12 protein-coding genes are annotated in these 13,198 nt (G+C 49.5%); all 12 read left to right on the forward strand.

Annotated features, from left to right (window positions below):
* Positions 1-54 precede the first annotated feature (54 nt).
* The 12 genes from amrB to JXQ28_07605 all read left to right on the forward strand — a co-directional run bounded on the left by amrB (position 55) and on the right by JXQ28_07605 (position 13,056).
* Positions 55-1,563, forward strand: a complete 1,509-nt coding sequence (gene amrB, locus JXQ28_07550) for an AmmeMemoRadiSam system protein B (GenBank protein ID MBN2277584.1) — start codon at positions 55-57, stop codon at positions 1,561-1,563.
* A 69-nt stretch (positions 1,564-1,632) separates the two neighbouring features.
* Positions 1,633-2,712 (forward strand): mannose-1-phosphate guanylyltransferase, encoded by a 1,080-nt coding sequence (locus tag JXQ28_07555; protein ID MBN2277585.1) that lies wholly within the window; start codon positions 1,633-1,635, stop codon positions 2,710-2,712.
* Positions 2,709-3,326, forward strand: coding sequence for an SPOR domain-containing protein (locus tag JXQ28_07560; protein MBN2277586.1), 618 nt, complete (start codon positions 2,709-2,711; stop codon positions 3,324-3,326). Before JXQ28_07555 ends, JXQ28_07560 begins: the two co-directional genes overlap by 4 nt.
* A complete protein-coding gene (locus JXQ28_07565; GenBank protein MBN2277587.1) occupies positions 3,298-3,933 on the forward strand; it encodes a threonylcarbamoyl-AMP synthase in 636 nt (211 codons plus the stop codon). The genes JXQ28_07560 and JXQ28_07565 overlap by 29 nt, the downstream gene beginning before the upstream one ends.
* Before the next feature lie 8 nt (positions 3,934-3,941).
* A complete protein-coding gene (locus JXQ28_07570; GenBank protein MBN2277588.1) occupies positions 3,942-4,421 on the forward strand; it encodes a low molecular weight protein arginine phosphatase in 480 nt (159 codons plus the stop codon).
* An 8-nt stretch (positions 4,422-4,429) separates the two neighbouring features.
* Positions 4,430-5,251 (forward strand): DUF3108 domain-containing protein, encoded by an 822-nt coding sequence (locus JXQ28_07575; protein ID MBN2277589.1) that lies wholly within the window; start codon positions 4,430-4,432, stop codon positions 5,249-5,251.
* A 6-nt stretch (positions 5,252-5,257) separates the two neighbouring features.
* Positions 5,258-6,232, forward strand: coding sequence for a hypothetical protein (locus JXQ28_07580; protein ID MBN2277590.1), 975 nt, complete (start codon positions 5,258-5,260; stop codon positions 6,230-6,232).
* Positions 6,229-7,755, forward strand: a complete 1,527-nt coding sequence (ftcD, locus tag JXQ28_07585) for a glutamate formimidoyltransferase (protein MBN2277591.1) — start codon at positions 6,229-6,231, stop codon at positions 7,753-7,755. The genes JXQ28_07580 and ftcD overlap by 4 nt, the downstream gene beginning before the upstream one ends.
* Positions 7,756-8,595, forward strand: a complete 840-nt coding sequence (locus tag JXQ28_07590; GenBank protein MBN2277592.1) for a PHP domain-containing protein — start codon at positions 7,756-7,758, stop codon at positions 8,593-8,595.
* Positions 8,596-8,600: 5 nt separating this feature from the next.
* Entirely contained in the window at positions 8,601-10,553 is a 1,953-nt protein-coding gene (locus JXQ28_07595; protein MBN2277593.1) for a hypothetical protein, read from the forward strand.
* Positions 10,553-11,086, forward strand: a complete 534-nt coding sequence (locus tag JXQ28_07600; GenBank protein MBN2277594.1) for an ECF transporter S component — start codon at positions 10,553-10,555, stop codon at positions 11,084-11,086. The genes JXQ28_07595 and JXQ28_07600 overlap by 1 nt, the downstream gene beginning before the upstream one ends.
* Positions 11,083-13,056, forward strand: coding sequence for a hypothetical protein (locus tag JXQ28_07605; GenBank protein MBN2277595.1), 1,974 nt, complete (start codon positions 11,083-11,085; stop codon positions 13,054-13,056). Before JXQ28_07600 ends, JXQ28_07605 begins: the two co-directional genes overlap by 4 nt.
* Positions 13,057-13,198 lie beyond the last annotated feature (142 nt).

Consider the following 13,198-nt stretch of genomic DNA (forward strand, 5'->3'; position numbering starts at 1 on the left):
CACTTTTTTCCTTGACCGTGTGTATAAAGATGTGTATTCTCAAAAGGTGGTTTTATGATGAGGAAATTCCTTGTATTATTGGTAGTTGCGGCCTTATTGGCACTGATAGCGGGCAGTCTGGCGGCCGGTCCCAATCGTAAACCGGCTGTGGCCGGAAGCTTTTATCCGGCCGATGAGGCCGAATTACGGCAAATGGTGGAAACTCATCTGGCACGGGTTGGAAATCTGCCGGAAATTGATGGCCGGATCCTGGCTTTGGTTGTTCCACATGCCGGTCTGGTTTATTCGGGACAAATCGCCGCATATGGCTATAAGCTCCTCGATGGGAATCATATTAATAAAGTCATATTATGCGGCGGGGCCCACCGTTATCCTTTCGATGGTCTTTCAGTCTATGGCCCTTATGTTACCTGGTCCACTCCCCTGGGTTCAATCCAGTGCGAAAATAACTACACTACGAAGCTGATCGGATTCGATGAAAAAATTGAATTCAACGCGGCCCCCCATCTCCAGGAACACTCTCTTGAGGTGCAACTGCCCTACCTCCAGGTGGCTCTGGGCGATTTCTTTATTACCCCGATCTTAATGGGCAATCCCTCCAAAGAGAATATTGACCTTTTGACCAATGCCTTAAAATCACTGGAATTCGATGATAGCACCATCATGGTGGCTTCCACCGACTGGCAGCATTACCGTTCGGCGAAAGATGGTTATCCCATGGATTCGGTGGGTATGGTCTGTCTGGAGAACCTGGATCCCGTCAGACTCGAAAGAGCCCTTCAGAATCACCAGACTGAAATGTGCGGCGGTGGAACAGTGGTGGCGGTCATGAGAGCGGCTATCACCAAAGGAGCCAACAGGGTTAAGATTTTAAAATATGGCGATTCCGGCGATATCAGCGGCGATAAAAACTCGGTGGTGGGGTATGTTGCGGCTGTTATCTATAAGGCTGATTTGACGGGCGATAAAGCCAAAGTAGGCGGTCAACAGGGCGCCGTGGAGGAAAAAAAATTGCCGGATAAGTTCGAATTAAGTAAAGATGAAAAAAAGGTTTTACTGGAAATTGCCCGGTCGTCTTTGGAAAGTTATCTGAAGAATGGGACGATTCCGGAATTTAAGGTAAATGATAATCTGAACAAATTCGGGGCCGCTTTTGTCACTCTGGAAGAAAACGGTAATCTGCGGGGCTGTATCGGTCATACCATGGCCGTGGAACCATTATACAAGACAGTTTCAACCTGCGCGGTACAGGCAGGGGTAGCCGATCCCCGTTTCCCGCCGGTTGATAGTGACGAAGTGGGACGGTTGCATATCGAAATTTCGGTCCTGACCCCGATGCAAAAGGTGGTTTCACTGGACGAAATCGAAGTAGGAAGGGACGGTTTAATGCTTTTCAAAGGCAACAGCCGAGGGTTGTTACTACCTCAGGTTGCGGTTGATTATGGCTGGGATAGGAATCAGTTTTTACAGCAAACCTGCCACAAGGCCGGTTTATCGCCGGATGCTTATAAAGATCCCGATGCGGTTATTTACAAATTCCAGGCGGTTGTTTTTGGTGAATAGGCTATTATCATAGCGGGGCATTCCCCGATTCGTTGTATCAGGTAATTTTACAGGCAGGAGGAAAGTCGATTGATTTACGGAGTTATCCTGGCGGGCGGGCGCGGAGAGCGGTTCTGGCCACTATCACGGGTGAACCGGCCAAAACAGCTTCTCAAACTGATTTCCGATAAAACCATGCTTCAGGAAACTATCGACCGCATTCTCCCCCTGATTCCCCTGGAACGGATTCTGGTGGTTACCTCGGCCGATATGACGGCGCCGATACTGAAGGAAATTAAATCCCTCAAGCCGGAAAATATTCTGGGAGAACCATTCGGGCGCGACACCTGCCTGGCCATCGGTCTGGCCGCGGAACATCTCAAGAAAATCGATCCCAAAGCGGTCATGGTGGTTCTCTCGGCGGATCACATTATCAAGCCCCCCGAAAAACTACTTGCAATAATCAAGGCTGGAGCCAGAATCGCTTCCGAGGAAGAAAAGCTGATTACGATCGGGATCGACCCGACCCGCGCGGAAACCGGTTATGGCTATATCAAAATGGCCGAGCAGTACAAAATAGTCGATGGGATTGCCGTCTATGAAGTCGATTCATTCACCGAAAAACCGAAACCGGTGGTTGCCCAGCAGTACTATTACGGGCGAAAACATCTCTGGAATTCGGGTATGTTCATCTGGTCGGTCGATGCCGTAATCAATGCTATCGATCAGTGTCAGCCGGAGATGTGCACTCTGCTCGATAATTATTCCCGGGAAATCGGCACCGACCGGGAATCCTCGGAGCGAAGCCGTTTGTATAAACAGAGTCCCCCGATATCCATAGATTTCGCCGTTCTCGAAAATGCCGAAAACGTTCTGGCTATCAAGGGGGATATTATCTGGGATGACGTCGGAAGCTGGAATGCCCTGGAGCGATACAAAGAAAAGGATATGGATAACAATGTCATCATCGGCCGCGCCCGGACCGAGGGTACGTATGAAACCACGATTTATAACGAAAACGGCGGTATAATAGTCTCGATCGGGGTCTCCGATACGGTTATCGTTAAAACCGATGACATCGTCCTGGTGGCTCATAAAACCAAAGTCAACGAAGTTAAGAAAGTACTCAAGGAATTGGGACAGGAAGAAGACCTGAAGAAATACTTATGATTAAATCGCAATCAATAACGGTGGCTTTTTTATGGGCCGTCCTGATCATTATTCTGGCCGGGTGCCGGGGATCTTTTGATCGGCCCGGCGAGGAAATCGCCAAGGGTGAAAAATCTTCAAAAGAGATTGCTTATAATCCAATGGCCCTCTCCGATGATTATATAAACGTTCCGGCCTTATATCCAATTGCTGCCCGAATTGACACCTCCGGATTCACCGCCGACACAAGCGCTTTATCACCTTTGGGGATAGTCACGGCGGCCGCGCGGGAGGATTACCGGATACAGCTATTTACGTCCAACACTTATGGCCCCGCGGCCAAGGAACTGAATATTGCCCGGGAGGTCTTTGATCGGCCGGTTTATCTTGATTATGAGGTGCCGTACTATAAAGTGCGGGTAGCCGATTTCGGTTCCCGGCGGGAGGCTGAGGATTATCTCCCGGTTGCCAGGGAAGCCGGCTACAAAAACGCCTGGGTGGTTCGGATAAGCCTTAATATCGAAAAGCTCGATGATATCTATGATGACAACCTGCCGCCGCTGGTGGATACAAGCGATACGGGCCTGATTAGACCGGAACCGATTGATGAGAATCCTCAATATCCTGAAGACTGATCAATATCGGCCTGATTTTGATACTATTGAAAAAGCCGCCGAGGTTTTGACCAAAGGCGGCCTTATCATTGCTCCCACGGAAACGAATTACGGTTTTCTGGGTAGAACTGACAGAGATGAGGTGGTAAAAAAAATTTTCAATTTGAAGCAAAGGAGTCTGAACCTGCCGACCGCAATATTCGTCCGTTCACTGAAGGAAATCGATTTCCTGGCCGATTTAAATCGTACCGCACGAAAACTCGCCCGGACCTTGCTTCCGGGACCGCTGACCCTGATCCTATCCGATCGCGCCGGATTCCCGGCCCCGATTGTCACCGATCATAAAATCGGAATCAGGTATTCGTCGTCGCCGCTAATCGACAAAATAATGAACCGGGTCGATTTCAATCTGACCGCCACCAGTGCCAATCTTTCCGGTCAGCCGACACCGGAGACCATAGATATTGCGGCTGATATTTTTGGGGTTAAAGTCGATTTATATCTTGATTCCGGTCGTCTTAATTCCTTACCTTCCACGGTTGTGGATTGTACCGGTGAAAATTACCGCATTCTGAGAACCGGAGTTTATGGACCGGATGAAATCGAAAAGGCAATGAAGGAGAATTAATCGCCGGCATGTTACGAGTTATGTTTGTTTGCACCGGCAATACTTGTCGGTCACCGATGGCCGAAGGCGGCCTGGAAAAATTGCTGGAAAATCGTAATATCGAAGGAATTGTGGTTTGTTCGTCCGGAACGGCGGCGGCCGCGGGATTTCCAGCCACGACTTACGCTATCGAGGCCGTGAAAATGTGGGAGGCCGACATAACCCGTCACAGATCCCAGCCTCTTACCGCCGAATTGATAAAAAACGCCGATGTTATTATCGGTATGACATCGAGCCATTGCCGGGAAGTCGGACTGATCGATCCATCAGCTGAACAGAAAACATATCTTTTAAAGAATTTTCCGCAATCCGGTTGCGAAGGTGATGGAGTCGAGGACCCTATTGGCGGTTCACTCGATATGTACAACCAGACTTTTCTGGAAATTGGTGAAGAGCTGGGCCGAATTCTCCCCGATCTGGCAAAAATGGCTGGTCAAAAATCGGAATAATGGTCTGTATGGTTAAAAAGATATTAATAGTAGCCTTAAGCCTGATAACCTTTGCGACCGGATTCTATTTTATCGAAATAGTCCCGCGCAAAGCCTCGGCCGGCACCGAATCGCCCGCCGTGACTGACGATAGCGGTATCGGCCGTTATGAGGAGAACCTCGCTTTCGGAATTGGCGAAATACTGCAATTCGATATCGGCTACGGTTTTATTAATGCCGGTTATGCCACTATGGAGGTCAAGGATTTGATTGAATATAATGGGCGGCCCTGTTATCTGCTGATATCGACAGCCAACTCCAACCGATTTTTCTCGTCATTTTACCGCGTGGAGGATCGGGTTGAATCGGTTTTCGACGCCCGGGGCCTGTTTAGCTGGCATTTCGAGAAAAAGCTGAGCGAGGGGAGTTATCAGGCAAACAAGAGCTATTCTTTCGACCAGGAAAACCATCGGGTTATCTATGAAAACGACACATTGGATATCAATAATTATATCCAAGACGCTTTGTCCATATTATATTATGTCAGGACCCGTGATTTAAAAATCGGTGAGTCCATCTACGTCGATAATTTCACCGATGGCAAATCGTACCCAATGGAAGTCCGGGTTCTCCAGAAAGAAACCGTCAAGGTGAAGGCCGGGAAATTCGACTGCTTGGTGGTCGAACCGTTACTCCTCTCGGCCGGTATTTTTCAGCATGAAGGACGGTTGAAAGTCTGGCTGACCGATGACCGTTTGAAATTACCCGTCCTGATGAAATCAAAAGTGTTGGTCGGCTCGATTTCGGCCGAGTTGACCGACTATCAACTGGGTGAAATTCTCGATTTTTAGATAATTATGACCCGATTTAAACAGGCTGATCTGAAAAAAATCAGAACGATTAATATTGATACCCGCCATAGTAAGGCGGCTGTCAGAGCCTTTGCGTGGCCCATCAATTCGCAGGGAGCGCATACCTTTTTCGACAGTCTGCCCGATTTCCTGAAAGCCGCCGACTTGAAACAATTCATCTATCGGGTCACAGTCGCCCGTCGCAAAGGTTTTCCATTTATTATGATGATGGGGGCTCACGTTATCAAAGTCGGTCTCTCCCCCATTATAATCGATCTAATGGAGAAAGGCCTGGTGACCGGCATCTCGTTGAATTCGGCGGGGCTGATTCATGATCTCGAACTGGCCTTTAATGGCGAAACCTCCGAGGATGTTCAGGTCGGTCTTGAGGATGGAACCTTTGGCATGGCCCGGGAAACCGGGGATTGGTTTGCCGGAGTAGTCGATCTGGCCGAAAAAGAAAATATCGGCCTGGGCGAAGCCGCCGGTATGTATATCAATCGCCGCAAAGCCCGATACCGCCGGTATTCTCTTATGGCGGCTTCCGATCGATTGCATTTACCCGCCATGGTACACCTGGTGATTGGAACCGATATTGTCCAGCAACAGCCCTCTTTCCGGCCCGGACCAACAGCCGAAGCTTCATACCGGGATTTTAAAATTCTCTCCCGGTTGCTGATTGATGTTGATCGGGGCGGCGCGGTTGCCAATATCGGCTCGGCGGTGATTCTACCGGAAGTTTTCCTGAAAGCTCTCACCGTGGCCCGTAATCTGAAAAAACGAAAAAGTAATATCACCACCGCCAATTTCGATATGATCAATCACTATCGGCCGATGGTCAATGTCGTCAGTCGCCCGACCTCCGGTGGGGGCCGCGGTTTCAATTTTATCGGACATCACGAAATAATGATTCCCCTGCTGGCCTGGGGACTTAACGCTTATATTTCGGAATCACAAAAGAAAATGGAGATCAAAAAATGATTAGACTCGTTGAATGCGTCCCGAACTTCTCTGAAGGGAGAAGACCGGAAGTGCTCGACCAGATAATAAATGAAATAACTTCGGTAGATACAGTCGTTCTGCTTGACCGCGAAATGGATGGCGATCATAATCGAGCGGTAGTGACCTTCGTCTGCCAGCCCGAGTATGCTGTCGAGGCCTGTTTCCGGGGTATTAAAAAGGCATCGGAATTAATCGATATGACCACCCATAAGGGTGAGCACCCCCGCATGGGCGCAACCGACGTTTGTCCTTTTATTCCCATCTCCGACTTCTCGGTAGCCGAGGCGGTGGAGTTGGCCAAACAGCTCGGCCAGCGAGTCGGCGATGAATTGGATATTCCCATTTACCTGTATGAATCAGCGGCCAGCCGGCCCGACCGGGAAAACCTGGCCGATGTCCGGCGGGGAGAGTATGAGGGGATCCGCGACAGTATCGAAACCGATCCGGAAAGAAAACCGGATTTCGGCCCCTCTAAAATGAATCTTAAAGCCGGCTCAACCGCCATTGGCGTCAGATTCCCCCTGGTGGCCTACAATGTTTACCTAGATACCAATCGGGTTTCTATTGCTAAAAATATAGCCACGGCTGTGCGCGATGCCCGGGGCGGTTACCGATTCTGCAAAGCGATGGGTTTTGCGATTGCGGAGCGTAATCAGGTTCAGGTTTCGATGAATCTCGTCCGCTATAACAAAACCCCCATTTTCCGTGTGTTCGAAACGATCAAAGCCGAGGCGGCCCGCTATGGCGTGAATGTGGTTTCCTCGGAAATCGTCGGGTTAATTCCTCAACAGGCGCTTTTCGATGTGGCCGATTATTATCTCCGCCTGGAGAATTTCACGGTGGAACAGGTTCTCGAAGAAAAATTACGGCGTTTGGGTGGGAGTTCACAGGGCTCGACCTCTGATTTCTATAATGAGGTGGCGGCCAAAACCCCAACCCCGGGAGGCGGATCGGTGGCGGCGGCGGCCGGGACAATGGGCGCGGCTCTCAACTCAATGGTTTGCAGGCTGACGGTCGGCAAGAAAAAATACAAAGATGTCTCCGATGAACTGACCGAAGTTTTACAGCAATCCGAAACCCTTCGGGAACGGATTCGGGAGATGATTGTTAAGGATGGCAAGGCCTTTGATCAACTGGTGGCCACCCGCCGAATGCCCAAAGATACCGAGGCCGAACAGGATAAACGGGCGGCCGCGATTGTCGAAGCCACCCGCGGCGCCGCCAGAGTTCCTCTTGAAACCGCCGGATTGGCTTTGAAGGTGATGGAAATGTCGAAAATTATTGCCGAAAAAGGTAATGTAAATTCTGTTTCCGATGCCGGAGTGGCGGCCCTGATGGCCAAGGCCGCAATCGAGGGAGCCATTTATAACGTGAAAATAAATATTGTCGGTTTCGAGGATCAGGAATTCGTCCGGGAGATGCAATCCAGGATCAGGGACCTCCAGGAAAAAAGTGATGGGCTGGCGGCCGAAATCAAGAATATTGTGGAAAGTAAAATGTAGATGCCCCGATATATCGATCTTCACGTACACACAACTTATTCCGATGGTCGGGATGATCCGGGCGGAATTTTAAGACTCGCCCGGGAATTGGATCTGGCCGCGGTTGCCATCGCCGATCATGATAATTTCGGAGCCTACCTCGAAGCCTGTAATTTGCTAAGAGAAGGCGACCCGGAACTGGTTCCGGCGGTCGAGTTGTCGGCCGGTCAGGATGGCGAGGATATTCATATTCTGGGTTACTATTTTAATCCCAAGGCAGACGCTTTTTCGCGTGCAATCGAAGGTTTCCGTGAAAAACGGAACCAACGGGGCGAAAAAATGTTAAATAAGTTAAAAGATCTGGGAATAGATATTCCGCTGGAATTGGTTCGGGAAATTGCCGGAGATTCCGCCATCGGCCGACCCCATGTGGCTGATGCCATGGTCAGGGTTAAAGCTGTTGGCAGGTTTGAAGAGGCTTTCAATAAGTATATCGGACTGGACGGACCGGCCTATGTGCCCAAGGCAAACCTTACCCCCCGGGAGGCAATTCGATTGATTCACCAGGCTGAAGGACTGGCATTTCTGGCTCATCCCGGTATTGCCAATGCCGCCGTGCATATCGACGAATTTACCGAATACGGACTGGACGGTATTGAAGTGTACCATTCGTTTCACAACAACTCCACCAGGCGACGATTGACGAAAATCGCCGAGAAAAAGGGTCTCCTGAAATCGGGAGGAAGTGATTATCACGGCCGCGATGATCGGCACGGCATGATCGGTTCCCAGCCGGTTCCGCTGGAATTTCTGATCGCTATGAAAGAAAAAGTCAAACTTAAAAATAGAGGTCCACGGTGAAAAACATGCTTTTGCTCGCCCTGCTTATTTTCATGGGCGTTATTCAGGCGGCTTACCCGACAAGCCTATCGGAAGAACAGCAACTGGATATCCTTGACAGACTGCGATATTTGCGAGGTGAAGGGCCCCTTCCGGCCTCGATGGAAGGTGTAGATTTACCTCATTGCGGTACCGATATCGTCTTTTCGGCTTTTATAAACCGCCGGAATTTCACCGGTAAACTGGCGGCCGATCTTGACGCGCTCGCTGGTCGTCCGAGCGGGCTTAATTCCATATATCTGTCAGCCGCCGGACATTTTCGTATCCATTACACTATCGAAGGTCCCAATTCTGTCTATCAGGTTGATATCGATACTCTGGGCGGGGGCGATCTGATTCCCGATTATGTCAACCATATTGCTCTTATTGCTGACTCAGTCTGGGCCCTCGAGGTCAATGCCCTGGGTTTTCCGGCTCCGCCATCTGATGGTACCATGGGTGGCGATTCGCTTAAGGATATTTACATACTTAATCTGGGACCAAGTTACTATGGTTATACCGAACCGGAAACGGCCCTGACAACGCAGAGCGTCACTTCCTTTCTGGTCATCGATAATGACTATAATATTTATCCTTACAACGATAGCGATGCCATGAATCGGCGGCTCGATGCCGCTCGTGTGACATTGGCTCACGAGTTCTTTCACACCATCCATTACGCAATGGATTATACAGAGTACCAGGAATATGACGGTCTTGCGGCCCTGTACTGGTGGGAGATGTCGGCGGTCTGGATGGAAGAAATGGCGTATGATAATATCAATGATTATTATGCTTATTTGCTGTACTTTTTCAATGCTCCCTGGTACAGCCTGCAGGATGTCAGTATTCGCGATCAGGGATTACATCAGTATGCCAGCATGATCTTTCCCCTGTTTTTATCGGAAAAATTCGGAACCGGTGTAATCAGGGCCATCTGGGAAAAATGCCGCGATCTCGGGGTGGGGCCGCAGTTCCACACGGCGGTCGACGAAGTGATTGACAGTGTCACCGCCGGGGAATATAATCTGGTATCGCTCCTCAATGAATTCGCGGTATGGAATGTCTTCACCGGATCCCGCCGTTCCCGGGCCCCGGCCGGGATCGGATATTCCGAGGGGGCGCAGTACCCCCGTTTCATCGACAGCATGTTTCTGACTTTCAATGAGTATATCGACACTCTGATCTGGTTCCAACCCGATGGCTGGCGAACTGATACTCTTCTGGACGGATCGAATATTTCCCGTTTCAAGAATCACATGCCTCAGAATCTCAGCGCCCATTATATCGATTTAAGACAGATATCACAGATAGCTGATGATTCATTATATGTTTATTTCTTGGGTACTCGTGATACAACATATCACATTTCCTGGGCTATAACTTTTCTGGGCTTTCCGGTCAGCGGTGTCGGCCCGGCCGCAGTTATAGAGAAATTTCTGCCTGCTGAATTACAGGCGGCCAGATTTAATACTCAAACAGCCAGTTATAGCAATATTATAGGTGTAGCGACCCCGGTAACCACCAGTGTCAATTCGTATCCGAAAAAATATGGCTATACTCTGATATTCAACGATTCTATCAGCCCGCCTGATGTTGATTTTATCACCAACTTTCTGGCTTACCCTAATCCGATGCGGGTCGATTCGCCCGACGATTCGGTAACTTTCAGGGTCTCGGTAGAAACCAGTGAACGGCTGGATGCCCCGGCAATCCTGAAAGTGACGATCTTCAATGTGGCCGGTGAAAAAGTGATCCGGTTACCCGATGTCGCCGGCGAGTCGGGAGATTATATCAGCAACCTGTTTTCGGCCTGGTATCTCGATAACGAAAGCGGTAAAAAGGTGGCCAGCGGCGTGTATCTGGCCTACCTGGAATTGGCTTTCCAGGATGGCCATCCGAGCATCAACAAGAAGCTCAAAATCGCCGTCATTAAATAATGAAGGCCGGGATTACACAAATCACCAGAGTCGCCATTTTTGCGGCTCTGGTTTTTATTTTCTCGTATTTCACTTCCCTGTTGTATAATGTCAATCCGTCATTTTTCATTGTCTTCGCGGCCGGTTTCGCCTGGGGTATCTGGCCCGGAATCGGGGTCGGGGTAATCGGTTTTTTTCTCTGGTCAAACTTCAATCCTTTCGGTCCGGCACCCTTTCCGCTTCTGCTATCGCAGTTGCTGGGGATTTCTTTTTCTGCCATAATTGGGGCCTTCGCGGCCCGTTTACCCATCACGTTCAGACGGCTCAACCTAAATGTAATTTTCATTCTGGCGTTGAGCGGGCTTCTCTGTGGACTGATCTTTCATCTGATAGTCGATATTGTCGACGCTTATTTGTTTCAGCCTTTCTGGCCGAGATTGATCGGCGGATTATTGTTTTCATTGATTACCATCGTCTCAAATGCTATAATATTCCCATTATTGCACCCGGTTCTGAAACTGATGATCGACAGGGGAAAAATGGCTGATCAATGACAAGAATTATCATTATATCTATGGTGTTATTGTTCCTGGTAAACGGTCCCGGGATGATTCCGGCGGTCGGCGGGACGATTGATCCGGAACCGGGTGATTCGGCCGTTATCACCCCCGATCCCAATCCAACAACTGACAGTACCGGACTACCTTTCCGGCCCATCAAAATTGCGCTGCCCGATGAAAAACCGCAACCTCGATATCATTTTGCAGATAGCCTGAAATATATCATTCCAAAAGCACGATTGAATCTTTACGACGACGCTGTCAGGTCATTTCAGCATGATGCTGCCGATTACCTGAGACTGGTTCCGAGTTGTTTCACGGTTAGCTACCAGACTGTGCCCTTAAGAAAGACCTGCTCACCTTTCACCCTGCCCGGCGACCGGATGGATATAATATTCAACGACAATCGCCTCTCCCCGCTCGAACATCATCTGGAACCCGATAATATGATTGATTTCAACGATTTGCCCACCGCCGCGACGGCAGAGATTTACAATATCAATGGTCCCCTCGGGATGATTTTCGGTGGTTATAATGCCACCTCGTCACTGGTCATGTTTCCGCTTCGACCCGACACCACCCGGGCGGAATCGAAAATGACGGTGGACAAAGGATGGTTCGGTTACGCCAATACCAAGGGCTTGTTTACCATCAGGACGGTTGAAGGCCGGCAGGTCAGCCTGGCGGCCGAATATCGCCGGGCCAACGGCGAATTCAGTAACGCCAAAGATGATGCTTATCACCACTGGGGCGAAGTCGATTATCCGCTGAAAAATAATCTTAATCTTCATTTGCAGGGGCGTCTGTACCGTCGAGACGGTGAATTTCCTTTCCGGCCGGACAGCACTCTGGAATATATGAACCGTTTCCGGCGCGACCGCGATCTGTCGGTCGGCCTGGAATTAATCCACCCCGGCGGTCAGAGCAGTACCGTCACCTTCCGTCACCAGCGCTCCGAATCCGCTCTTGACCAGGCTACCCGGACGTACGACCGGAAACTTGATGTGTACGACAATTCCTTCCATTTTATCCATGAAAGAAAACTGGGCGGGTTGGGATTGTTTCTGGAGGCTTCGGCCCGGCAAGAAAAATACAAGGATACTGATGTCGATAACAAACGACTCGCCGGGTTTATATCAGGCAAATTCATGCTGGGCGACTCATCTCTGGCCTGGCTCGGTTACATTAAAGCCGAACAGGTCGGCGGTTTTGATCCGGCGCCTTCAGCCGCCCTGACGTTAATCGGTATAAGCTCAAGGTTGTACTATTCTATCTCGGCAGGATATACCACAAGATTCCCTCGCCAGTATGAATTGGATCTGAATCCGACAGTCAATGCCATTATTGGCGCTACGGCTGATTATTCCGAGGCAGGTAATCCCGACCTGAAAGAGGAACGGCAACTGACCGCTAACCTGACTCTGGGATTGGGACCGGCCGGAAACGATCTGCTGGTATCGGTCACCGGCGGAAAAATAACCGACGGCATCGACTGGGTCCGGCGTGATTCGGCCGATTTTATTCTGGGTTTTTATCAACCGTCCAATCACGATATTGATTTCGGTGATATCTCAATCCGCCAGCGTTTATCCTGGCGTGATATGATAAACTGGTCAGTCGGGGCGGGGTATCATTATATTAAAATAAACGGCAATGATGATCCGGCTTATGCTCCGGATTATCAGGCGTCATCGGGTCTTCAGATACATCTGTATTCCGAAAAGTTCGATCTTCACCTATACGGATACGGTGAGGCGACTTATCTATCGGCTTATCATGGCTATGATAATGCCGATCTGGGTGAAGATATAATCCTGAGTATCAAACTCTCGTTCCGTATAAAAAAATTCCGGTTTTATTACATCTTCCAAAACGCACCATCGGTAGAGTATTCATTGAAAGAAAACTATCCGCTTCCCGGTCGCTATAATTATTATGGTCTAACCTGGGAATTCTTGGATTAAAATAAATCGATTTGATCACCAAAAATAAAGAGCGGGTACCGAATAGTACCCGCTCAATTTATTCGAGGCGATTTCTCCGCCTCATTTTAATCCCAATCTAATCTATATAAACAACGGTGCCAGAACCAGCGACACCATCGCC

The sequence above is a fragment of the Candidatus Zixiibacteriota bacterium genome, assembly GCA_016933955.1.
In the GTDB taxonomy this organism is placed as follows: Bacteria; Zixibacteria; MSB-5A5; order GN15; family PGXB01; genus JAFGTT01.